Source organism: Herbaspirillum sp. CAH-3, assembly GCF_009668275.1.
Classification (GTDB): Bacteria; Pseudomonadota; Gammaproteobacteria; order Burkholderiales; family Burkholderiaceae_D; genus Herbaspirillum; species Herbaspirillum aquaticum.
This window is the reverse complement of the sequence record NZ_VSWE01000015.1, coordinates 103,429-127,113: the sequence shown is the minus strand read 5'-3', so window position 1 is coordinate 127,113 and position 23,685 is coordinate 103,429. Positions and strand designations below refer to the sequence as shown.

At 55.5% G+C, this 23,685-nt stretch carries 20 protein-coding genes; 12 read left to right on the top strand and 8 right to left on the bottom strand.

Annotated features, from left to right (window positions below):
• The first annotated feature begins 38 nt into the window (after positions 1 to 38).
• The 8 genes from FYB76_RS19900 (at position 39) to FYB76_RS19865 (ending at position 10,388) form a co-directional block, all read left to right on the top strand.
• Positions 39 to 1,322, top strand: a complete 1,284-nt coding sequence (locus FYB76_RS19900; RefSeq protein ID WP_310839151.1) for an arsenic transporter — start codon at positions 39 to 41, stop codon at positions 1,320 to 1,322.
• 1 nt (position 1,323) lies between these two features.
• The gene (locus FYB76_RS19895; protein WP_088749738.1) at positions 1,324 to 2,523 is read left to right on the top strand and encodes an MFS transporter; all 1,200 of its coding nucleotides are present in this window, start codon (positions 1,324 to 1,326) and stop codon (positions 2,521 to 2,523) included.
• Between the two features lie 9 nt (positions 2,524 to 2,532).
• Entirely contained in the window at positions 2,533 to 2,961 is a 429-nt protein-coding gene (arsC, locus tag FYB76_RS19890; protein WP_050470556.1) for an arsenate reductase (glutaredoxin), read from the top strand.
• The gene (arsH, locus tag FYB76_RS19885; RefSeq protein WP_154134776.1) at positions 2,927 to 3,664 is read left to right on the top strand and encodes an arsenical resistance protein ArsH; all 738 of its coding nucleotides are present in this window, start codon (positions 2,927 to 2,929) and stop codon (positions 3,662 to 3,664) included. The genes arsC and arsH overlap by 35 nt, the downstream gene beginning before the upstream one ends.
• Positions 3,665 to 4,158: 494 nt before the next feature.
• Positions 4,159 to 5,403 carry a TolC family protein gene (locus FYB76_RS19880; protein WP_050470557.1) on the top strand — a complete coding sequence of 415 codons (1,245 nt, stop codon included), beginning with the start codon at positions 4,159 to 4,161 and terminating at the stop codon, positions 5,401 to 5,403.
• Complete coding sequence (locus FYB76_RS19875) at positions 5,400 to 6,884, top strand: efflux RND transporter periplasmic adaptor subunit (RefSeq protein ID WP_154134775.1); 1,485 nt, start codon at positions 5,400 to 5,402, stop codon at positions 6,882 to 6,884. Before FYB76_RS19880 ends, FYB76_RS19875 begins: the two co-directional genes overlap by 4 nt.
• Positions 6,881 to 10,021 carry an efflux RND transporter permease subunit gene (locus tag FYB76_RS19870; protein ID WP_154134774.1) on the top strand — a complete coding sequence of 1,047 codons (3,141 nt, stop codon included), beginning with the start codon at positions 6,881 to 6,883 and terminating at the stop codon, positions 10,019 to 10,021. Before FYB76_RS19875 ends, FYB76_RS19870 begins: the two co-directional genes overlap by 4 nt.
• A gap of 28 nt (positions 10,022 to 10,049) precedes the next feature.
• Positions 10,050 to 10,388: a copper-binding protein gene (locus FYB76_RS19865; protein WP_077238416.1), complete on the top strand. Its 339-nt coding sequence runs from the start codon at positions 10,050 to 10,052 to the stop codon at positions 10,386 to 10,388.
• Between the two features lie 384 nt (positions 10,389 to 10,772).
• Here the strand turns inward: FYB76_RS19865 and FYB76_RS19860 are convergent, their stop codons facing one another.
• The 3 genes from FYB76_RS19860 to FYB76_RS19850 form a co-directional block, all read right to left on the bottom strand.
• Complete coding sequence (locus FYB76_RS19860) at positions 10,773 to 10,973, bottom strand: hypothetical protein (protein WP_061286714.1); 201 nt, start codon at positions 10,971 to 10,973, stop codon at positions 10,773 to 10,775.
• Between the two features lie 59 nt (positions 10,974 to 11,032).
• Positions 11,033 to 11,458, bottom strand: a complete 426-nt coding sequence (flgB, locus tag FYB76_RS19855; protein WP_077238417.1) for a flagellar basal body rod protein FlgB — start codon at positions 11,456 to 11,458, stop codon at positions 11,033 to 11,035.
• Between the two features lie 470 nt (positions 11,459 to 11,928).
• Positions 11,929 to 12,510, bottom strand: coding sequence for a mechanosensitive ion channel family protein (locus FYB76_RS19850; protein ID WP_174616923.1), 582 nt, complete (start codon positions 12,508 to 12,510; stop codon positions 11,929 to 11,931).
• A gap of 598 nt (positions 12,511 to 13,108) precedes the next feature.
• Here FYB76_RS19850 and FYB76_RS19845 point away from each other — a divergent pair.
• Positions 13,109 to 14,683 (top strand): tetratricopeptide repeat protein, encoded by a 1,575-nt coding sequence (locus FYB76_RS19845; RefSeq protein ID WP_077238418.1) that lies wholly within the window; start codon positions 13,109 to 13,111, stop codon positions 14,681 to 14,683.
• A 302-nt stretch (positions 14,684 to 14,985) separates the two neighbouring features.
• Complete coding sequence (locus FYB76_RS19840; protein WP_050470468.1) at positions 14,986 to 16,149, top strand: porin; 1,164 nt, start codon at positions 14,986 to 14,988, stop codon at positions 16,147 to 16,149.
• On the opposite strand, the gene FYB76_RS19835 is transcribed toward FYB76_RS19840, so the two are convergent.
• Complete coding sequence (locus FYB76_RS19835; protein ID WP_139347284.1) at positions 16,146 to 16,352, bottom strand: hypothetical protein; 207 nt, start codon at positions 16,350 to 16,352, stop codon at positions 16,146 to 16,148. The genes FYB76_RS19840 and FYB76_RS19835 overlap by 4 nt on opposite strands.
• 121 nt (positions 16,353 to 16,473) lie before the next feature.
• Here FYB76_RS19835 and FYB76_RS19830 point away from each other — a divergent pair, with 121 nt between their 5' ends.
• Together FYB76_RS19830 and FYB76_RS19825 are read left to right on the top strand one after the other, a co-directional pair.
• The gene (locus tag FYB76_RS19830) at positions 16,474 to 17,151 is read left to right on the top strand and encodes a response regulator transcription factor (RefSeq protein WP_050470477.1); all 678 of its coding nucleotides are present in this window, start codon (positions 16,474 to 16,476) and stop codon (positions 17,149 to 17,151) included.
• A complete protein-coding gene (locus FYB76_RS19825) occupies positions 17,144 to 18,505 on the top strand; it encodes a HAMP domain-containing sensor histidine kinase (RefSeq protein ID WP_077238419.1) in 1,362 nt (453 codons plus the stop codon). Before FYB76_RS19830 ends, FYB76_RS19825 begins: the two co-directional genes overlap by 8 nt.
• 28 nt (positions 18,506 to 18,533) lie before the next feature.
• Here the strand turns inward: FYB76_RS19825 and FYB76_RS19820 are convergent, their stop codons facing one another.
• The 4 genes from FYB76_RS19820 to FYB76_RS19805 form a co-directional block, all read right to left on the bottom strand.
• The gene (locus tag FYB76_RS19820) at positions 18,534 to 18,866 is read right to left on the bottom strand and encodes a CzcE family metal-binding protein (RefSeq protein WP_050470471.1); all 333 of its coding nucleotides are present in this window, start codon (positions 18,864 to 18,866) and stop codon (positions 18,534 to 18,536) included.
• Between the two features lie 161 nt (positions 18,867 to 19,027).
• The gene (locus FYB76_RS19815; RefSeq protein WP_077238420.1) at positions 19,028 to 19,549 is read right to left on the bottom strand and encodes a DUF2846 domain-containing protein; all 522 of its coding nucleotides are present in this window, start codon (positions 19,547 to 19,549) and stop codon (positions 19,028 to 19,030) included.
• Positions 19,533 to 20,471, bottom strand: a complete 939-nt coding sequence (locus tag FYB76_RS19810) for a cation diffusion facilitator family transporter (protein ID WP_077238421.1) — start codon at positions 20,469 to 20,471, stop codon at positions 19,533 to 19,535. The genes FYB76_RS19815 and FYB76_RS19810 overlap by 17 nt, the downstream gene beginning before the upstream one ends.
• A gap of 9 nt (positions 20,472 to 20,480) precedes the next feature.
• Positions 20,481 to 23,684, bottom strand: a complete 3,204-nt coding sequence (locus tag FYB76_RS19805; protein ID WP_154134772.1) for a CusA/CzcA family heavy metal efflux RND transporter — start codon at positions 23,682 to 23,684, stop codon at positions 20,481 to 20,483.
• Position 23,685 lies beyond the last annotated feature (1 nt).

Below are 23,685 nucleotides of genomic sequence, written 5' to 3'. Positions count from 1 at the left end.
TGCCTCTCTGACTCCTCTTCTTCGACCAAGGAAAGAAAGTGCTGGCCGCTTTTGTCATCTTCCTGCTCACCCTGATTTTTGTCATTTGGCAGCCCAAGGGGCTCGGCATTGGCTGGAGCGCGTGCGCTGGCGCGGCCGTGGCTTTGGCTGCCGGCGTCATTCATCTTTCGGACATCCCGGTTGTCTGGCACATCGTCTGGAACGCCACGGGTACCTTCATCGCCATCATTATCATCAGCCTGCTACTGGACAAGGCCGGCTTCTTCGAGTGGGCAGCTTTGCACGTAGCCCGGTGGGGTGGTGGTCGCGGCCGCATGCTGTTCGTACTGCTCATCCTGTTGGGCGCAGCCGTATCCGCCCTGTTCGCCAACGATGGCGCCGCGCTGATCCTGACGCCGATCGTCATCGCCATGCTGCTGGCGCTGCGATTCTCGCCCCAGGCGACGCTGGCCTTTGTCATGGCAGCCGGCTTCATCGCCGACACAGCCAGCCTGCCGCTGGTGGTGTCCAACCTGGTGAATATTGTCTCGGCGGACTTCTTCAAGATCGGCTTTGCGGAATATGCCTCGGTCATGATCCCCGTCGACATCGTGTCAGTCGTGGCGACGCTCATTGTGCTCCTCCTATACTTCCGTCGCGATATCCCCGCAAACTATGACCTGACCCAGGTTCCGGATCCCGTCTCTGCCGTCCATGATCGAGCAACGTTCGTTGCCGGCTGGTGGGTGCTTGCGCTGCTGCTGGTGGGCTTCTTCTGGCTGGAAGGCCTCGGTGTGCCCATCAGCGCCGTGGCGGCGGTCGGCGCACTGATCCTTCTGGCAGTTGCAGGCAAAGGCCGTGTCATTTCCACACGCGAGGTCATCAAGGGCGCGCCCTGGCAGGTCGTGTTCTTCTCGCTGGGGATGTACCTGGTGGTGTATGGGCTGCGCAATGCGGGCCTGACGGACTACCTGACAAGCGTGCTGAACGGCTTTGCAGAGCACGGCGTCTGGGGCGCTGCCCTCGGTACCGGCTTCTTGACGGCTTTCCTGTCGTCGATCATGAACAACATGCCGACGGTACTGGTGGGCGCACTGTCGATTGACGCCACCACAGCCCAAGGCGTGGTGAAGGAAGCAATGGTCTACGCCAATGTCATTGGCAGCGACCTTGGCCCCAAGATCACCCCCATCGGTAGCCTGGCGACCTTGCTCTGGCTGCATGTGCTGGACAAGAAGAGCATCCACATCTCATGGGGCTATTACTTCCGGGTGGGCGCGATGCTGACGCTGCCCGTCCTGCTGGTGACGCTGTCCGCCTTGGCACTGAGGTTGGGGAGCTGAAGTGGAGGCCCGCAAATCGACCTGGCTGATCCCTTCGCTTGGGCTGACCCAGATTGTCGGCTGGGGCTCGATGTTCTATGCCTACGGGATCTTGATGCAGCCGATGCAGACGGAGCTGCAGCTCTCCAAGCCAGTCGTGGTCGGAGCTTATTCCCTTGCGCTGCTCATTTCGGGGCTGATGTCGACGCTGGCCGGCAGCATCATTGACCGCATCGGTGGCCGATTGCTGATGGGCGCCGGAACCGTATTGGCCGCCTTGATGCTGGCGGCCATGTCGTTCGTTCACGATGCGCTGGGGCTTTACCTCATCTGGGCGGTAATCGGACTGGCCATGAGCGCGACGCTATACCAGCCGGCGTTCGCCGTGTTGACGCAGGTCTTCCAGGCAGATTTCCGCCGCGCCATCACGATGTTGACGCTGTTCGGCGGCTTTGCCAGTACCGTCGCCTGGCCGCTGACCCAATGGTTGCTGGAGCAGTACGGCTGGCGGACGACGTGGCAGATTTACGCGGTGGCCAACCTGGTGATCTGCCTGCCGGTTCATATGCTGCTTCCAGCAGCCAGGTCTATTCAGAAGACTAAGGCCGCCGCCAATAAGGATTGGGACCTGAAGGCGGTGCTACGGCAACCGAGTTTTTATGCAGTGACGACGGCCGTGACCTTGAACGCCCTGGTGTTCTCGGCAATGTCGTTGCACTTGATGTCGATTTTGCATGATCGCGGAATGACACCGTACTATGCTGCCGCAATCGGAGCGATGATTGGCCCCATGCAGGTGTTGGGCCGAATCCTGGAGACCACGATCGGGAAGAAGGCCAGCACCAGGCAGACGGGCCAGTTTGCCATTTCCTTGCTGCCAGTCGCTTTGCTTCTGCTCTATGCCCCAGCTGACTGGCTGGTGCTCTACGGACTGTTTGCCATCCTGTACGGCATGGGCAACGGCGTCATGACCATCGTTCGCGGGACGCTGCCAGCCGAGTTGTATGGCCGTGAGGCCTACGGCGCCATCAGCGGCGCGATGGCAACTCCGGTCACGATCGCTTTCGCAGCCGGTCCGTTCGTTGCATCGCTCCTCTATAGCGTCGGAGGCGGCTATCCCGGTGCCATAGCTGCCCTGGTTGCCATAGCGGCGACGGGAGCAATTCTCTTCTTTTTCGCTACGGCGGCGATTCGCCCGCAATCAGAGCCGATTTCACAATAGGACCTCACCATGACGATCATCTATCACAACCCCGCATGCGGGACCTCCCGCAACACCCTGGCCATGATCCGCAACAGCGGCGAAGAGCCGACCGTGATTGAATACCTGCAGCATCCGCCCAGCCGCGAGCAGCTGGTCAAGATGATTCAGGATGCCGGCCTGACGGTTCGTGAAGCCATCCGCCAGAAAGGCACGCCTTATGCTGAGCTGGGTCTGGATGACATTACCTTGACCGACGATCAACTACTGGATGCAATGCTGGCCAATCCCATCCTGATCAACAGGCCATTCGTCGTGACGACCAAGGGGACCAGGCTGTGCCGTCCGTCCGAGTTGGTATTGGACATCCTCCCGAACCCGCAGCAAGGCGCTTTCACCAAGGAAGATGGCGAAGTCGTGATCAATGCGGAGGGCCAACGTGTCGCACCAGGTAACTGATCTGCCTAACGTCGATCCCGGCCAGTTCAAGGTGCCGGCGATCGGTGACTTCTCGAAAATTGGCGCATCGACCCACCGTCCGCGCTTTCTCCTGCTGTACGGATCTGTTCGTGAACGTTCTTACAGCAGGTTATTGACCATGGAAGCGGCACGGCTGCTGGAAGCGATGGGCGGCGAGGTCAAAATCTTTGATCCCCGCGGCTTGCCGCTGCCGGATAGCGAACCGGAGACACATCCTAAGGTCGCGGAACTACGCGAGCTGGCGAACTGGTCCGAAGGTATGGTTTGGTGTTCGCCAGAGCGCCACGGCGCTATGACCGGCATCATGAAGGCCCAGATTGACTGGATTCCGTTGACACAGGGGGCTATCCGTCCTTCACAAGGCAAGACCTTGGCCGTCATGGAAGTGTCCGGTGGATCGCAGTCCTTCAATGCTGTGAATCAAATGCGGATTTTGGGGCGCTGGATGCGGATGCTGACCATTCCCAATCAATCCTCGGTGGCCAAAGCGTACCTAGAATTTGACGACGCTGGCAGGATGAAGCCATCGCCTTACTACGAGCGGGTGGTCGATGTGATGGAAGAACTGTTCAAATTCACGCTGCTAACGCGTGATGTCTCGCCGTTCCTGACCGACCGATACAGCGAACGCCGAGAAAGCGCATTAGAACTGAGCAAGCGAATGAACCAGAAATCTATTTAAACCCAGCTCATCGAGACATGATCTATAATTTGTGCGATGAAAATGCTTCGTACATTTCTGATAGTGTTGCTAGCCATTGCCATTCCCCTTGAGGGATTGGCGGCTGTGCGCATGGTCGAAATGATGCGTAGTGTCACTCCTGCCATGGAGATGTCGGTCTCCGCAAACAGCTCGGACGAAACTTGCGTCATGAGCATGTCAAGTGGGGACAAGTCATCAAAATCGACGGCGCCATGCAAGATGGGAGACGCCTGCAAGATTTGCCAAGTGTTTCCGTCGACCACACCTTCAGCGGACGTTAATCTGCACGTTCTTCCCTTGATCGCAACGGTCTCCCTGTTGCCCGAATCGTTTCTTCCTTCCCACGATCCGTCCGGATTGTGGCGTCCCCCTCGTTCACTCTGATCGTTGCTGATTTCTTGACACGCTTGGCTTGAGCGCCAAGTGGTCTTTCGCGCGCTTTTTCGCGCAGTCACGCTATGGAGTGAACAATCATGTCCTTTCACAGGATATCCGGGGCCCTGCTTGCTTTGCTAGCGGGGATGTCCGGCCTTGCCCACGCGGCTCCCTTATCTTTTAACGCTGCGCTCGATATCGCCGAGCGCCAGTCTCCCAACCTGGCCTCCAACAGGGCCCAAATTGCGGCAGCCCAATCATCGGCGATACCTGCAGGTGCTTTACCTGACCCCAAGATCTTTGCCGGTATCGACAACTATCCCGTCTCCGGGCCGGATCGAGGCCGACTCAATGCCGACTCTATGACGATGCAGAAAATCGGCGTCATGCAGGATTTTCCCAATGCGGCCAAGCGCCAGGCCCGCGTTGCCGTAGCCGAAGCTTCGATCGAAACTGCGCAAGCACAGCGGCAAGTGGAGCGCCTCAAGCTGCGCAGAGCCACGGCCTTGGCTTGGCTCAACCGCTATTTCCTGGAACGCAAGATCTCGCTGTTCGATGATTTGGACAAAGAGAATTTGCTTTTGGCAGATGCCGTGCGCGCACAGATCGCGTCTGGCCGTACTCAGGTAGCCGATAGTGTGATGCCGAAGCAGGAAGCGGCTCAATTGGCTGACCGTCGTGATGAACTGATCCGCGACCTCGTCAAGGCCAAGTCCGGCCTCCGCCGCTATGTGGGTGGTGAAGCCGATGAGCCACTGGTCGATGCTTTGCCTGAGCTGCGCATCGATGCTGACCATTTACGCGATCACTTGCACAAGCATCCGGAACTGGAAGCCTATTCTGCGGAGAGCCACAAGGCGGAAGCAGAATTGCGCCAAGCGCAGGCGATGAAGAAATCCGATTGGGGTGTCGAGCTAGCCTATCAGCGACGTGACCCGCGCTTTGGCAACATGGTGTCGGTCCAGTTCACGTTCGAGATTCCAGTTTCCCCCGCGACAAGGCAGGATCCCCTCATCGCGGCTAAACAGCAAGAGCTATATCGCATCGATGCAGACCGCGAGGCCATGCTGCGCGATCACACCAACGAGCTCGAAAGCGATCTGGCCGACTACCAGTCCTTGACCCGCCAGCTTGAGCGCGCCAACCAGACGGTCTTGCCCTTGGCACAGCAAAAGACCGAACTCCAATACGCCAGCTATCGCGCAGGCAAAAGTGACTTGACGACGGTCCTGGCGGCACGCCGAGAAGTCGTCGACCAGCGCCTGAAAATCATCGATTTGGAGGCGCAAAAATCCGCAGTCGCCGCCCGGCTCTATTTCGCCTATGGGGGAGATCAACAATGAAAAAAAGCACTTATCTGATCGCCATGCTGATCGTGGCTGTCGGCGCCGGGAGCGGTATGGCCGGCTATTGGATGGCGCATCGTGCTGCCGGAGCTCAAGCCATGCAGACGGAGCCAGCAAATGCAGCTACGCAAGTCGAGCGTAAGGTTTTGTATTGGTACGACCCGATGATGCCGAATCAGCGTTTCGACAAGCCGGGAAAGTCGCCGTTCATGGACATGCAACTGGTAGCGAAATACGCGGATGAGCAAGATGAAGGCGCCGCCGTTAGGATCAACCCTGGAATTAGCCAGAACCTGGGCATGCGCACCGCCAAGGTCGAGCGTGGCAGTATTTCGAGCACCGTGCGCGCTGTCGCCAACGTGCAGCTCAATGATCGCCAAGTGGCAATCGTGCAGTCCCGAAGCAACGGCTTTGTTGAGCGGGTCTACGCACGTGCTCCTGGCGACGTGATTGCACGCGGCGCGCCCCTGGTGGACTTGCTCATTCCGGAATGGGCTGGCGCCCAAGCGGAATTTTTGGCGGTGCTCGGTACGAAGGACCTGGCGCTGATCCAGGCCGCACGCACACGTCTGCAGTTGCTCGGGATGTCGGGTGATCTGATTAGCCGTGTAGAGAAAAGCGGGCGACCGCAGACGGTAGTGACCATCGCTGCACCTATTGCGGGCTTGATTCAGACCTTGGATATCAGGAGTGGAATGACGGTATCGGCTGGAGCACCTTTGGCCAGGATCAACGGGCTCGATACCGTGTGGCTAGAAGCGGCAATTCCTGAGGCGCAAGCCGCATTAGTCAACGTCGGCGGTAAGCTGGAAGCGGATTTTGCGGCGTACCCAGGCGAAAAATTCACAGGCAAGATCCTTGCCGTTCTGCCGGAGAGCAACGCCGACAGCCGTACCCTCCGGGTTCGCGCCGAGTTGCCCAATCGCGATGGCAAATTGAAGCCGGGCATGTATGCGCAAATCAGCTTAGGAGGCGGCAAGGCAGCACCAAGCCTACTGGTACCGTCTGAAGCGGTTATCCGTACCGGCGCGCGCAATATCCTGCTGGTCACAACAGGCGATGGTCGCTACCAGCCGGTCGAAGTGAAGCTTGGCCAAGAATCCGATGGAAAGAGCGTCATCCTGGATGGCGTCACTGAAGGCCAACAAGTTGTCACGTCCGGTCAATTCCTCATCGATTCCGAGGCCAGCCTTAAAGGCGTGCTCGCGCGGCTGAACACTTCACCAGACGCCGACGCCAAGAGCGCCCAGATGTCACTCAATGAGGCGACCGGGAAAATCGAATCACTGCAGGGCCCTGACATCACGCTCTCGCATGGTCCGGTCCCAACGCTGGGTTGGGGAGCCATGACAATGTCCTTCAAGCTGGCCCGGCCTGAGATGGCAGCAGGTCTCAAGACCGGAGATAGCGTGCATTTCGGCTTCCAAGAGAGAAATGGCGATTATGTGATCGTGAAGCTGGATCGGAGCACGCCATGATCGAAAAACTCATCAAATGGTCGCTTCGCAGCCGCTTCCTGGTCTTGTTTGGGGTGCTTTTTCTGGGAGCCTGGGGGTTATGGGCGCTCAAGACCACCCCTGTGGACGCGTTGCCCGATCTTTCGGATGTTCAGGTCATCATCCGGACTACCTATGCTGGCCAGGCACCGCAAATCGTCGAGAACCAGGTAACGTATCCGCTGGCAACTACCATGCTGTCGGTACCGGGGGCAAAGACCGTGCGGGGCTACTCGTTCTTCGGGGACTCCTTCGTCTATGTCTTGTTTGAGGACGGCACCGACATGTATTGGGCGCGTTCCCGGGTACTGGAATATCTCAACCAGGTGCAGGGGCGCCTCCCAGCTTCGGCCAAAGCATCACTAGGGCCGGACGCTACCGGCGTCGGCTGGATCTATGAGTACGCGCTGGTTGACAGGACCGGGCAACACGACCTGGCCCAGTTACGTAGTCTGCAAGACTGGTTCCTGAAATATGAGCTCAAGAGCCTGCCCAATGTCGCCGAGGTCGCAACGGTAGGCGGCATGGTCAAGCAATACCAGGTGGTGCTCGACCCGGTGAAACTGGCGGCCTACAACATCGCACAAGACAAGGTCGTCGACGCGATCAAAAAGGCCAACCAAGAAACCGGTGGCTCGGTGCTGGAGATGGCGGAAACCGAGTACATGGTGCGGGCTTCCGGCTATTTGAAGACGCTGGCGGACTTCCGCAACATTCCCTTGGCGACGGGGAAAAACGGCGTACCCGTCAAACTGGGCGATGTAGCGGCCATCCAATTCGGGCCGGAGATGCGCCGCGGCATTGCGGAACTCAATGGCGAAGGCGAGTCGGTGGGCGGCGTCATCATCCTGCGTTCAGGCAAGAATGCGCGAGACACCATTGCGGCCGTCAAGAGCCGACTGGAAGAGCTCAAAAAAAGCCTACCCGCTGGTGTTGAGGTCGTACCCGTCTACGACCGCAGCCAATTGATCGATCGCGCCATCGACAATCTGTCGCACAAGCTGCTTGAGGAGTTCATTGTCGTTGCAGTCGTTTGTGGCCTGTTCCTCTGGCATCTGCGTTCCGCACTGGTGGCAATCGTCTCTCTGCCGCTGGGCATCATGATTGCCTTCATAGTCATGCGGTACCAGGGCGTCAATGCCAACATCATGTCCCTAGGAGGGATCGCCATTGCAATTGGTGCCATGGTCGATGCCGCCGTTGTCATGATCGAGAATGCGCACAAGCATATCGAAGAGTGGAAGCATCGACATCCAGGGCAACCTTTGCAGGGGGAAACTCATTGGAGGGTCATCGGTGAGGCGGCCGCAGAGGTCGGACCAACGCTGTTTTTCTGCTTGCTGATCATTACCCTGTCGTTTATCCCGGTATTCACACTGGAGGCGCAGGAGGGACGCTTATTCGGGCCATTGGCATTTACCAAGACCTATGCAATGGCCGGTGCCGCCGGATTATCCGTCACGCTGATCCCGATCCTGATGGGCTACATGATCCGCGGGAAGATCCCCTCGGAGAACAGCAATCCGCTCAATCGCTGGCTGATTCGTTGCTATCGGCCGTTACTGGAAGCCGTCTTGCGCCGGCCTAGGACGACACTGGCAATTGCGGCGCTTGCGCTGTTGACGACCTTATGGCCGATCAGCCGTTTGGGCGGCGAGTTCTTGCCGCAGATGGATGAGGGGGATCTACTCTATATGCCGTCTGCCTTGCCAGGCTTGTCTGCATCCAAAGCTGCCGAACTGCTGCAACAGACCGATCGCCTCATCAAGACGGTTCCGGAAGTCGCCAGTGTTTTCGGCAAAGCTGGCCGTGCTGAGAGTGCGACCGATCCCGCCCCCCTGGAGATGTTCGAAACGACCATTCAATTCAAGCCGCGTGATCAATGGCGCCCCGGCATGACGCCGGCGAAGTTGGTGAATGAGCTTGACCGGGTCGTCAAAGTGCCTGGCCTGTCAAATATCTGGGTGCCGCCCATTCGTAACAGGCTGGACATGCTGGCTACCGGGATTAAAAGCCCGATTGGCGTCAAAGTGTCTGGCGCCAGCCTGGCCGATATCGACAAGACGGCGCAAGAAATTGAACAAGTTGCCAAAGCGGTACCGGGCGTCAGCTCCGCACTCGCCGAACGTCTCAGTGGCGGACGTTACGTGGATGTCGATATCGACCGGCTGATCGCCGCCAACTACGGTCTCAATATCGCTGATGTGCAAAGCATCGTCTCGTCGGCCATCGGTGGGGAGAATGTCGGCGAGACGATTGAGGGACTGGCACGTTATCCGATCAGCGTTCGCTATCCAAGAGAGACTCGCGACTCGCTGGAGCGACTGCGCGATCTGCCGATCCTGACCGCCAGCGGCCAGCAGATCACCTTGGGAACCGTCGCCAAGCTGAAGATCAGCGATGGCCCACCCATGCTCAAAAGTGAGAATGCTCGGCCCAGCGGCTGGATCTATGTCGATGTCCGGGACCGGGATCTGTCATCTGTGGTCGCCGATTTGCGCGCCGCGGTCAGTTCCAAGGTAAAGCTGACGCCCGGACTGAGCATTGCCTACTCGGGGCAATTCGAATACCTGGAGCGGGCAAATGCACGTTTGAAGCTGGTGGTGCCGGCAACGCTGATGATCATCTTCGTACTGCTCTATTTGACGTTCCGGCGCTTCGATGAGGCAGCATTGATCATGGCGTCACTGCCATTTGCTTTGGTCGGCGGTATTTGGTTCCTCTATGCCCAAGGCTACAACCTATCGGTTGCCACCGGTGTCGGATTTATCGCTCTTGCGGGCGTGTCCGCTGAATTCGGCGTAGTCATGCTGCTGTACCTGAAACAGGCGGTCTCTGTCCGTGAACAACAGATAGGCGCTATCTCGGTCCCGGTACTGGAGGATGCAATCCGCGAAGGTGCCGTTCTCAGGGTCCGCCCAAAGGCCATGACCGTCGCGGTCATTCTGGCAGGCCTCATTCCGATTTTGTGGGGAAGCGGCACCGGCTCCGAGGTCATGAGCCGGATTGCAGCGCCGATGGTCGGCGGCATGATTACCGCTCCATTGCTTTCGATGTTCGTCATTCCGGCCGCGTATCGCTTGATGCGTGGTCGTCAACCCAAAGCCAATCCGGCTTAATTTATCCTCAAAGTGAAAGGAAGTTGTCATGAAGAATGTTATGTACGCCATGCTTTTTACTGCATCGCTGGGTAGTATGCCGCCCGTGTTTGCCGCAGACATGCAGGGCATGAAGATGGGCCAAGCTGATGCCGGCGAAATGATTTCTCATGGGACCGGTGTCATCAAGAGCCTGGACCCGAAGCAGAAGACCGTTACCTTGGCTCATCAACCCATCAAAGAACTAAACTGGCCAGCAATGACCATGGGCTTCAAAGTATCGGATGAGAAAATGCTACAAGGACTCAAAGTCGGAGACCAAGTCACCTTCGACTTGAAGGGGAGTGGAGCCGCGCCTGTCGTGACGGGAATTCGTCCAGCTAAATAAGCCGGGTACCGTCCGTGATTGCAAATTTCCTATGCGACACGGACGGTTGGATGTGAGCAAGGCATCCATATGCGCGAAACGGCAATCAATCATCTACGAAATATGAATAAAGGATGATTTCTTAATTACTTTTTCGCTTATGTATGAACATTTGCTTTATCTCGGCTGGCTCCCTTCTTGAACCGCGCCTTTCTTGCGAAACTTCGTCAGCACAAATGGCCCTTTAAGCTCAAGCGCAGTAGTCCGCCACGCTGTTAGCAGCGAGGGAAACCATTTACGATGGAAATCGAATGCATCTCTGAATGAGCCATCTCACACTGGCTCGAACTCGCGTCTATTAGCCGCTGGTTAGCAGTCTTGTGTGAGATGGCTGGAATTGATAGCTCAGCGCCCAGTTCGACGAGACCGTGGACGCTTTTGCTTGGCCTTCGATGTTGCGATTTTGGTCTGCAGATTCTTCTTGGTGGATTTACGATCGTTGAACTTAAGCCAAAGATAAAACGCCAGCACAAGCAACAGCATGATCACCGAGCCGACCTTCATTACGCCTACGATGGCATCGTGCGTCTGTTGGGATTGCGTCATCTGAAAGGAACTCGGTCGTCAGCGGCGGGAGCAGTCGCCACACCATTGTGACGTTCGCACTACCCCACCATGTTTTTGTACAAATCGCCGATCTCCTTGTACTCACCTACTGCCTTGTCCAAGAAGAACTGGTAACGAATCGCTTCATGAGAGAACGCCGCGCTTTCCTGGTCGACATCTACGGTATTACCATCCGCGCTCGGTTGCGTCGGAGAACGGTAGAGTACTAAGGCCTCGACGGGTAGATCCCTAGGGACCGTGGCGTACCCTTTTGACAGGACAGGCAACTTTGAATTCGTCATCGCCTGTTTCAAAGCCGATGATAAATCGATGTCCCGGGCTTTGTAGTTCGGTGTATCGGCATTGGCGATATTCGATGCAATCAGCCCAAGCCTTTGCTCCACTAAACGAACCGCGTTATTCCAAAACTTCTCGTCCTTCTCTCCACCATCACTCGACAGCGCATTCATTCCGTTGATGTTCATCACCCGCCTCCTAACGAAGAAAATGCCAATTCAACCCGGACATACCTTCGAATTTCTGCTCAATCAATACGCTGAAGTCTGATCCGCAACAAAAGCCCGCTAACGGCTACAGAGGCGCGACGTTGGACAGCTACTCTTAGGATTGCTGGGCGAAACGGCGAGAGACAGATCCTGGCAAGACCTTGCATTTTTTCTCTCCAGCTGAGGTGCGCCCTTCGCCAAGGTTGGCGTAGAGCATAAGACTGACGAGACAAGAAATAGGGCGAGCAATGCGTCCACGAGACCTCCAAGAAGAGTACCTATGGTCAGATCCACCGAATCATTGATGCGGCACACCGACAAGAAGACATTCTAAGAAGGCATTTCGAACAAAATCATTACGCGTCTATTACGATCGCGTAATGATTTCAAAGGCTGGAGAACTGGGGAATGGCGGTGAGCCCAGAGCAGGCCCATCGAGGGGAAGAATTTTAGAATAACGAAGAGGAGCCGTCATTCCATCTGCGCACGATACGCTGGAAAAATAGACTATTTGGCAGCTGCAGTGTAGTCCCGGCCCCTTCCGTCTCCTCGGATAGCGTCGTGTACACCAGATTGATGTCCAGCACACGCCCCTTAACGCCTGGTTTGTCACCGCCCTCCAGCACTTCGATAACGTCGCCGACCCGGAATGGCTGCGTCGTGTAGATCAAGATGGCACAAAATAGGTTGGATAGAACACTCCAAGCGGCGAAAAAGGCCACCGCGCCTACTGCAGCAAATCCAGTGAATGCGGACCAAAGTACCGCGCCAGAGACCCCCAGGCGCTCCAATGCCCAGAGAATGGCGCCTCCATAGACAAAGAATCCAAGAACCCTTTGCGTAAGAGCTGCGGCCTTCCCGGGTAGGCCGTATGTACGACCTACCCGACCGATCAGCAGCTTTGCAATTCTCATGATGGCTAAGGCGCCGATCATGATCAAGGCCACTTCCGCGGCCGGCACCAAAACATCAAACCAATCAGCCATCCACTGTGGCAGATTGTCGTGTATCGACTGCAAAAACTTGTTCATTCAACTCCTCTAAGACCTGACAGGCCACTTTCCGGCCGGTAGATTCCGCTGCATCCGCCGCCTCGTAATTTCTCGAAATTTCGAACGCGGGAGCATAGGCCAATACGACTAAAAATTACAAATTTTTCTCCAACCTAGTCATTCTGAAGCAGAACCAGCTGTGGCAGATGTGCCTCATTACGTGCTGACTTTACGACTCAAAATCGGCCTCTTCATCGCCCAATTATTAAGGATCGTTAATCTTCAAAAAAAATTCACTGAAATCACCATCAAGTCAGACTCAATCTGCTTCCAAGCTTAATTTCATAGAGGGAAATCTTCGATAAAACCTATATTTATAGCGGCTTTCCGGCCATTTACATTAACAACATTTAATCTTCCAAAGGCATTCGCAGATCACCATCGCTGGCTAACATCCGTTGAAAAATCGGTGCTCCTGATCGTCGATTTGTGACTGCCAGGTTGATGATTTTCTACGCAAAGATTCATCATCGCAAGGTGCAAATCTAGTTCTCCGAGCACGTTCCCTATGAACATACACGGAGCAGCATGATGTCATCGCCGCAAACACTTTCTCGCCCAAACGACGATCCCGTGGGTGGTCGATAAAATGGCGGCCCGCGACGACCTTGCCATTCTTAAAGCCGCTCGAACTGGTGTTGCCGACGCACAGTTGGCCATAGGAACCCGCTACTACTTGGGCAACGGCAGCCTTCCGCAGAGTACTGAAACTGCATTCTACTGGTTGGAACGAGCGGCCAGACAAGGCCTGACCGAGGCCTGGACGATGATAGGTCGCGCCGTTCCATATGATCTAGTGCGCAGCACAATGTCGCGCCCCTATGAGGCGGTGGCATGGTATGAACGCGCATTCGATTCCGGCGTGCTCGAAGCTGGCATAGTGTTCTCACGTTTAGTACTTGAGAATTCCAGTCATTTTGGTCATAAGGCCAAAGACAAGGCGGTCAACGTACTGAAGCAGCTAGCTGAGCGAAATAATCATGAGGCCCAATGGCTTCTCGCCAAGCATCTTGCGCAACTCGAAGATGACCAGCACCATGGCGCCGGCGATCAAATTCATCTGGCGCCGCCGTTGAAAGAAGCCAAAGAACATTGGACCAGGCAAGCAGCGCTAGCCGGCGTGACAGAAGCCCAATACTCGTTACTGGAGAAGTACTGGAAGGCAGGTGACTACGTCGGTTTTTCCGAGAACGCCGCGCCGATGATCAAGTGCCTACTTAAGGATCATGAGGCGCAGCTTCGCTATCTTCGCGATCCCTCTCCCCAGTGCGCATTACTTTCGCTATCCGAAAATGAGGTTACCTTACTCCTGAGGCAATCTCAGCTCTTGTTGGAGCGCAAAGTATCCGATCTCTCATATGCCAGAAGACTGTTGGAGCTTGCTGCTCTTTCAAATAATCATGAAGCGCAATACCGACTTGGGATGCTCCACGCGCGCCTCGACCACGGTTGTCAACGGATATTCCCTGCACACGGGCAGGCGAACTATTTAGCCGCGGTCCCTTGGCTCAATGCTGCCGGTAAGGGAGATGTTGCCGAAGCATGGCACGGGCTCTCAATGATTTACGCCAAGGCAGAGTACTTCCAACGCAATCTCTCTCTATCTCGCCAATATTTAAACCGCAGTGCCGAGATGGGATTTGCACAGGCTCAATTCGACTACGGTCAGTATCTCTGGCGTACTCGACGCGATGGTCCGATGCATGACATCCACGCACTCTCTTGGTGGAAAAAAGCGGCGGATCAAGGTCATCACGAAGCCTTGATAGCCGCCTCAAGATTTTCTGCAAAAAACAGTTCCGAAACATGGGCCGTTGAAATCGCTAAATCGCTGACGACTAAATTAAGGAAGTCTCATCCATTCCTCTCAGCCAGAATTGATCTGGCCGCTGCTTTTAAGCTTTCCAAATCCGAGGCCGTTCTCGTAGATGTGCGCCACGCAGACTGGGGCCATTGCATCGAAGTCGACATTAGCAAACTCCATGCTCGCAGCAAAAGGCGCCTGATCTTGATCGAAAATGCCGAACAACGCGTGACATTGGACTTAATTTCACGCCTGTTTGCCGACGTAAATTCAAGCTTCGATGGTCCAGAAGGTAATTATCGCCAGCGTCAATATCGATTGAGGAACATCATCGCGGACCTAGTGTAACTCTCCCTGATTCCGCTCGGTTTTGATTTGGGTGGTTTCTTTTTTGGCCGGCACCAACGCATGTTGTTGCCGGCTTTTTTTCGGATAGCGCTGCTGCCACATTCATATGGCGAGCCACCCTATGAAACTCCGAAGCAAATTCGACAGATGAAGAAATACAACAAATCCAGAATCAATCGCCCGACCAAAACCAGACTTTTTTTTATATTTACAAACGCGCTGTTGGTAGAAAAGAGGAACACGTAATGTTCAAACATCCGTCAAACGTGCGGATTCTCAAGACCATTTTAGAAGGAAGACACATGAAGAAATCGTTGCTCGCACTGGCTGTGCTCGGCGCGTTCGCCGGCGCTGCTCAGGCGCAAACCTCCTCCGTTACCATCTACGGCATTATCGATACTGGCGTCGTGTACACCAGCAAGGCTGTCAACGGCACTGCTAACGGCACCGGCAGCAAGTTCGGCGTGAACTCCGCGGTGATTCAAGGTTCGCGTATCGGCTTCAAGGGTGTTGAAGATCTGGGTGGCGGTCTGAGCGCCGTCTTCAATCTGGAAACCGGCTTCAAGAACGACACCGGCGCCCTGGATGACTCCAAGACTACCAACACTCTGTTCCGTCGTAAGTCCGTCGTCGGTCTGGCCGGCGGCTTCGGTACCGTCCTGCTGGGTCGTCAAACCGACTTCGCTGACTCCATCTCTTACCTGACCTCTGTTGCCGACTTCGGCTTCATGACCGGCTCCGTTGGCCATAACCTGGACCGCCTGGAAGGTACCCGTAGCAACAACTCCGTGAGCTACACCACCAACAACATGGGCGGCTTCACCGGCAACCTGTTCTACGGCTTCGGCGAACAGGCTGGCCGCACTTCGGCTGGCCAAGCATTCGGCATCGGCGGCAAGTACGACAATGGCCCGCTGGGTCTGGGTATCAACTACTTCCAATCGAAGCAAGGCGCAACCCCGGCCGACACTTCGCTGCTGATCGGCACAACCAACGCTGGCGACGTCAACAACTCCGGCAACAGCGCAGCTAAGGTGCTGAACGTTGCAGCCAGCTATCAATTCGGCCCGGCCCGCGTGTATGCAAACTACAACCGCGTGAAGCAAGATCTGAACACCGCCAGCCCGACCGCTCTGCCGTCCAAGACCCTGGGTTCCGCGAACAAGGCCGACATCTATGAAGTCGGTACCGCCTACTCCCTGACCCCGAATCTGAAGCTGCTGGGCGCCGTCACTCACACCCGTGCTGACTTCAACTCGTCCTCCAAGGGCAAGCTGACTCAAATCAGCCTGGGCACCGACTACTGGCTGTCCAAGCGCACCGACCTGTACGCGTTCCTGGCTAACATCCGTGCTTCGGACATGGCCAACAGCGGCGTGTATGGCGATGCGACCGGCAATGCTGCTACCGGCGGCGCTGATGCCAGCCAGACTCTGGTGGCTGTGGGCGTTCGTCACAAGTTCTAAGCAATACTCACCACCGACATCGCGGGTTGGTCGCGATGTTGGATCGGTAAAAGAAAGGCTTGCCCACGCAAGCCTTTTTTCTTTTCCATCAAATTATTTTCAAATATTTCCGCGGAGTCATCGGCTAATTTTTGATGGCGTGGTACAGTTTTCCAGCTACGCATTGGATAGAAAAGTAGAGATTCAATCTCCCTTTTTTCCATGCCCCCCTCAACAAATCTCACCAGTCTTGCAGCGTTTCTGGATTCGTCTGGTCTGCATAGAAATGCGTCCGCTGCGCTCTCAAAGACTGGGTTAATTTTCTGCGTTAGAAACATGACGGCGATAAAACTGCTGATCGTCGAAGACAACGAGCGCGTAGCGCTATTCCTAAAAAAAGGACTCTCTGAGTCAGGATACGAGGTCCATCACGCCGACAACGGTCGTGACGGGATGCTGCTTGCCGCAAGCACACCTTACGAAGCCATCATCATGGACCGCATGCTTCCGGGAGGCATCGACGGACTGAGTATCATTGAAGCTCTTCGAAAAACGGGCAATAACGTTCCGATCTTGATTCTCAGCGCCATGGCAGAGGTCGATGATCGGATTAAAGGACTGCAGAGTGGCGGAGACGATTACCTGATCAAGCCGTTCTCGTTTGGTGAACTATTGGCCCGTGTGGAAGCTATCATCCGGAGATCCAGGGAGCTGACCGAGAGAACGTATCTCGTGGTCGGTAACTTGCACATGGACATCATGAAGCACAAGGTCTACCGGGACGGAAAGGCAATATTGCTTCAACCGCGGGAATTTCACCTTCTCGAGTATCTGATGCGTCATGCGAACAAAGTGGTCACACGCACGATGCTCTTAGAGAATGTCTGGGATTACGATTTTGATCCGCAGACCAACGTGGTCGACGTGCACATCAGCAAGTTACGGCAGAAACTAGATATCGACTCACTGCCGCCCATGCTCAAGACTATTCGAAACGCCGGCTACATGCTTACCGATGAATAGGCTCTTTAAGTTCTCCGCTCGAACTGTCGCCAGCTGCTACGTCGTATTCAGCCTCTTGGCGCTTGCTGCCTTTGCCACACCACTTTGGTATGCATGGCAGGAATTTGTCGAGCAGGACTGGCGCCATATCCTGCACGCTGACAGCGAGAGATTGCAGCGCGTGTATGACGAAGAAGGAGTTGATGCGTTGAGCAAGCGGATCGATTCCCGGGTTGGGGCGATCCCCGGCGGCTCCGAAGACATTGTGCTGCTGACCGACCAGAACATGCAGCGCCTGGCGGGCAATCTTCCCTCCTGGCCAACTGAAATCAGTACGGTTGCCTCCAGCGGGAGGTTTGTCGTCGACATCAATGGCAGCAATACCCGGATCCTTGCCAGACATCTCATCCTGAATGGCCGATTTCATCTGCTGGTCGCTCACGACATTAACAGATACCGGTTACTCGAAAATATGTTCATCGGCGGCCTTGCGGCTTCCGGGACCATCATTATTCTTCTCGGAATAGTAGGCGGCGTTGCGATTCGACGTAGCCTTCTTGCCAAGGTCAAAGACATCGATCAGGCTGCTACGGCCATCGTGCAGGGAGATTTCACGCACCGCTTGCCACATCATGGCGGCGAAAGCGAATTGGCAAGCCTGGCTAAGACCGCGAATCTCATGTTGGATCAGATTGAGCAACTGATGAAGGGGGTCATCAACGCATCTAACTCGATTGCCCATGATCTACGAACACCATTGGCAGAACTACGTTCCCGCTTGGAAGATCTTGCTCGACAGGAAAAAAACTCCGAGGAAATTGAAGGGGCTATCGAAGACGTCGACCGCGTCATCTCAATTTTTAATGCCCTACTGCGGCTAGTCGAAATCGACACTGGTGCTAGAAGAGCGGGCTTCTCCACCATGAATGCAGCGGCGGTCGTTGCGGATGTCTGCGAATTTTACCGGCCACTGGCAGAGTCCACCGGAAAGATTATTGATCATCGCCCCTCTGGCCCACTGCACATAAAAGGCGATGCTTTGCTGTTGGCACAAGCCGTGGCCAATCTGATCGATAACGCTCTGAAATTTATCCCGATCGGCGGGAAGGTAACACTGAGCTGTGTACAGCTCGACAACGGCCGCCTATTGGTACGTGTGAGCGACAATGGTCCCGGCATTCCTGATACTGAATTGCCCAAAGTGCAGCAACGCTTCTATCGCGGCGATGCTAGCAGATCAACACCAGGCGTCGGCTTGGGCCTCAGCCTGGTGGCGTCTGTCGCTAGACTACATGGTGGTTCCTTGGAACTCTCGAACAACCATCCTGGACTACGGGCCGTCCTGATACTGCGCACTGCAGCGGTATCAGAATAGTCTTTGCCAATATCGGCAAGGCCCCCGATCAATGGCCGCGGTACAGCGGGTTGGTGCCCAGGTAGACGGTTGCGTTGGCTCCGTCAAAGCCTTGCGGGGCGATCTTCGAGAACGAGAACGGCTGCATGCCGAAGGTATCGAACTTCCAGGTGAAGCTCTTGCCGTGCGAGACGAACTTCACGACTTCGCCCTGAGCGACGTTGACGTACTTGGTCGAATTGCTCATGGCGATTTCGCGCTCCGGCATCGCGCTATTGGCGGGAGTGCCAAACGGGTCTGCGACTTGAGCGATGGCATTGGCGCCGGCGAAGGACATCAGCAGGGTTGCGGCAATTGCGGCCTTGGAAAAATTGAACTTCATGGTGAACCTCCTTTGGGGTGAAATATCGTTTTGACGATGAGTTCATTGTAGAGAGGCACCAATTACCAAAATCGAACTAAATTATTACGATTGCGTAATAATTTTGGATCCCAAAAAAAAGGACGCATTAATGCGTCCTCCCTCTTTAACTCCTCGCGATTTCAGTCGTTCCGTGAAACCACCATATCAAGTGGTTGCATGCTTTCTTTCGCTCGCTCCTTGCTAACCAGCTTGATACTGGGTTCCGTCGAAAAGAAGTGCTCTGCAATTTGATATTCCAAGAACGTCTCCTTCTTCATTCCTACCGAAATAAAGACGTCTTCGGTTTTTTCGGCGGTGATCTTGATCCGGTACACCCCTTGCCGAATCTTGATGCGAGCAAAGCTCTTCGGCCCAAGCTCCGCAAGAAATACATCATTCACAAACAACTTAGCCTTGACGCTACGCTGCTGCGCATATGGCCTCGTTATGTAGAGATAGCCGAATCCCTCCGGCGCCGGCGTCAGCGCCTTGGCCTCATCTTCATGCTCATCGTCATGCACCGGAACCGCGACACAACGCGCGTGCTGCTGCAGTATCGTACACGGCACGGTGTCACGTGCGGGGGTCGCACAAGCAGAAATCAAAGTTGCTAATGTGGCTATCAATGATAGTTTGAGCCAACGGCTAGTGTTGATGATCATTTTCGTCCTCCTTACCGATCGGAGAAAAGGTGTGCTGTTCAGCCGCCTGCTCGCATGGCAGGTCTTCCAATTGAATGGTGACGTGATGAATGTCGAATTTTTCAGCTAACAACTTACGGATCTTTCCGAGTACTTCGATGTTGTATGTGCGGGGGTCGTAGACAACGTGAGCAGTCAAACTCACCTTGTCGTTCGAGATGGACCAGATGTGAAGATCGTGAATTGATTGAGCTCCTTCAACTCCCAGGATTGCTTCCTGGATTTCGTCGGGATTCACGTGTGCAGGTGTTGCCTCCAGCAAAACGTTGATACTCTCTTTCAGCAACGTCCATGTACGCGGCAGCACCCACAGACCGATCGCTACGGCGATGACGGTATCTACCCAATCCCAACCGGTGAATCGGATGATCAGCGCACCTGCGATGACGCCCACCGATCCCAGCATGTCGCTCCATACTTCCAGATACGCCCCTTTAACGTTCAGGCTTTCATCTTTTCGCGACGTCAACATGCGCATGCTGATCAAATTAATAATCAGCCCCAGAACGGCCACTACAAGCATAGCCCCCGACTGAATCTCGGGAGGTGACGTAAATCTCTTGTATGCCTCGATCAGGATGTAGATTGCCACTGCGAAGAGCATAACCGCATTGAAAAGCGCGGCCAGGATCTCGTAACGTGCATAGCCAAAAGTGCGCTTCGCATCTGCCGGTCGCTTGCCGATCCGGATTGCGAATAGAGCGATCGCCAACGCTGCACTGTCTGTCAGCATGTGTGCAGCGTCGGAGATCAACGCAAGGCTTTGGGTAAGAACACCCGCAACGGCCTCTGCAATCAGAAACGTCGACGTCAGAGCCAGTGCGATCTTCAGCGCCCTTTCATTACCTCCTTGCGGAGGAACGTGCGAATGTCCTTGTCCCATTTTTTCCTCTTAGTTTGCGGTGGAAGAACGTTTTGCCCAGAACTTCCAGAACGGTCGACGTGTGCCGGTTTCTGCCGGTGTCTCATCTTCGTCCTTGTTATGTGCCAACTTATACAGCAGCGGCAACACCAGCAGCGTCAACGCGGTCGAAGACAGAATGCCGCCGATAACAACAGTCGCCAGCGGACGTTGCACTTCTGCGCCCGTTCCAGTAGCCAGTGCCATCGGAACAAAGCCCAGCGACGCAACCAGCGCGGTCATCAGCACTGGACGAAGACGCGTCATCGCCCCTTCATGAATCGCCTGATCCAGCGACCGACCTTCTTCACGCAAACTACGAATGAAGGAAATCATCACCAAACCGTTCAGCACCGCCACCCCTGACAACGCGATGAAACCAACTGCCGCCGAAATCGACATCGGAATATCGCGCAGCGCCAGAGCAAGAATGCCCCCGGTGAGCGCGAATGGGATACCGGTGAACACCAACATACCGTCCTTGGCGTTGTTAAACATGACAAACAACAGCACGAAGACCATCAACAAGGCCACCGGAATCACGATCTGAAGACGCTGCGTAGCAGACTGCAAGTTCTCAAACTGCCCGCCCCAGGTGGTCCAATAGCCAGTGGGGATCTTGACCTGGGCCTGCAGCTGGCGCTCTGCATCTGCCACGAAGCCACCCAGATCTCGGCCACGGACGTTGGCGCTAACCACAATACGGCGCTTACCATCCTCTCGGCTAATCTGGTTCGGTCCCGGGGCGATGTCCAGCGCAGCAACCTCACCCAATGGAACATAGCTGGTCCTGGTGTTTCCGTCCTGCAGCGGCAACGCTATTGGCAACCGGCGGATGGCTTCCAGGTCTGTCCGGGAGTTATCAGGCAGACGGACGACAATGCCGAATCGACGGTCGCCCTGGAACAGGGTTCCGGCTTCCTTACCGCCAATGGCCGTGGCAATCGTGTCCTGAATGTCGGAGACATTCAGGCCATAACGCGCGGTCTTCTGACGATCGATGTTGACAGTCAACATCGGCAGACCGGTCGTTTGCTCGATCTTCACCTCGGTAGCGCCAGGGATTTTCTCCAAGACAGCCGAAATCTTACCGGCGGTCTCGTTGAGCACGTTCATGTCGTCGCCGAAGATCTTTACTGCTACGTCGCTTCGCACGCCCGAGATCAGCTCATTGAAGCGCAGCTGAATTGGCTGCGAGAACTCGTAGTTGTTGCCCGGAATCTTCGCGACTTCTTCCTGGATAGCAGTCAACAGCTCCGCATGCGTCCGCTTCGGCTCAGGCCATTGAGCCTCAGGTTTCAGCATGATGTAGCCGTCAGAAATGTTAGGCGGCATCGGATCGGACGCAACTTCCGCAGTACCAGAACGAGCAAAGACTCGCTCCACCTCCGGGAATTTCTTCACCAGAGTCTTCTCGATCGATTTTTGCATTTCGATGGACTGCGTCAGACTGGTGCCAGGAATACGGAGTGCCTGAATGGCGATATCACCTTCATTCAGGCTGGGCACGAACTCCGACCCAAGACGGGTAGCCACCACGCCGCAAACGACGATCAGTGCAGCGGCAAAGGTCAGAACCACTGCCTTGTTCTCCATGATGACCTTCAACATCGGCTCATACAGCCGCTTCGCCCCCACCATGATGAAATTCTCTTTTTCAGCGACCTTTTCACCGATGAACAGAGCGATAGCTGCAGGAATGAAGGTCACCGACAGAATCATTGCGCCGATCAGGGCCGCAACGACCGTAAATGCCATCGGCGTAAACATCTTTCCTTCGACGCCGGTCAGAGCAAACATCGGCAGGTAGACGATCATGATAATGATCTGGCCGAACAGCAGCGGCCGGCGAGCTTCCTTGGCCGCAGCGAAAACTTCATGGAATCGTTCGCTGCGAGTCAATGTGCGACCGTGGTGTTCCTGTGCATGAGCCAGTCGCCGGACGCAGTTCTCCACGATCACGACGGCGCCGTCAATGATGATGCCGAAGTCGAGTGCGCCTAAGCTGAGCAAGTTTGCGCTCACCTTATTGGACACCATACCGGTGAAGGTAAAGAGCATGGCCAACGGAATCACGGTTGCCGTGATGATCGCCGCCCGGATGTTCCCCAGGAAGACAAACAGCACCGCCACCACCAGGAGTGCACCTTCGACCAGGTTCTTCTTCACCGTTGCAATCGCCTTGTCGACCAGAACGGTACGATCGTAGACTGTGACAGCTTCAACGCCTTGGGGCAGCGTACGGTTGATTTCCTGCATCTTCTTGTCGACCGCTTGCGAAACCTTACGGCTGTTCTCGCCGATCAGCATGAAGACCGTACCCAGCACTACCTCTCGACCGTTCTCGGTCGCAGCACCCGTACGCAACTCCTTACCAATGTCTACGTTGGCGACATCGCGCACACGGATGGGGATACCTTTCACGTTGGAAAGGATGATGTTGCTGATGTCCTCGATAGAGCCCACCTGCCCTGGCGCACGAATCAGATATTGTTCGCCGCGGCGCTCAATATAGCCGGCGCCGACGTTATTGTTGTTCTTCTCTACAGCCTTGACGATGCTATCCATTGTCAAGCCATAGGACGCCAGCTTCTCAGCCGAAGGAGCGATCAGGTATTCCTTGGCATAGCCACCGATGGTGTTGATTTCGGTGACGCCCGGAACCAAGCGCAATTGGGGCTTGATGACCCAATCTTGGATCTCTCGCAGGTCCGTGGGCGTATAGGGCGTTCCGTCCGCCTTTCGTGCGTCGTCCTTGGCCTCAACCGTCCACAGGTAGATTTCGCCAAGACCCGTCGATATAGGCCCCATTCCAGGGTCGATCCCAGCCGGAAGCTGGCTTCTTGCCTGCTGAATGCGTTCGTTAACGAGCTGACGGGCAAAGTAGATGTCGGTGCCGTCCTTGAACACCACGATAACCTGAGACAGGCCGTAGCGCGACATGGATCGGACCTGCTCCAGGTTGGGCAGGCCGGACATTACTGTCTCGATCGGATAGCTAATACGCTGCTCGGTCTCCAACGGAGAATAGCCTGGTGCGGCCGTGTTGATCTGCACCTGCACATTGGTGATATCCGGTACCGCATCAATGGGCAGCTTCTGATAGCTGTACACACCATATGCGCCCATCCCGAGCACCGCGAGCAGGACCAGCCATCGATGCTCGATGGCAAAGCGAATAATTCGTTCAAACATG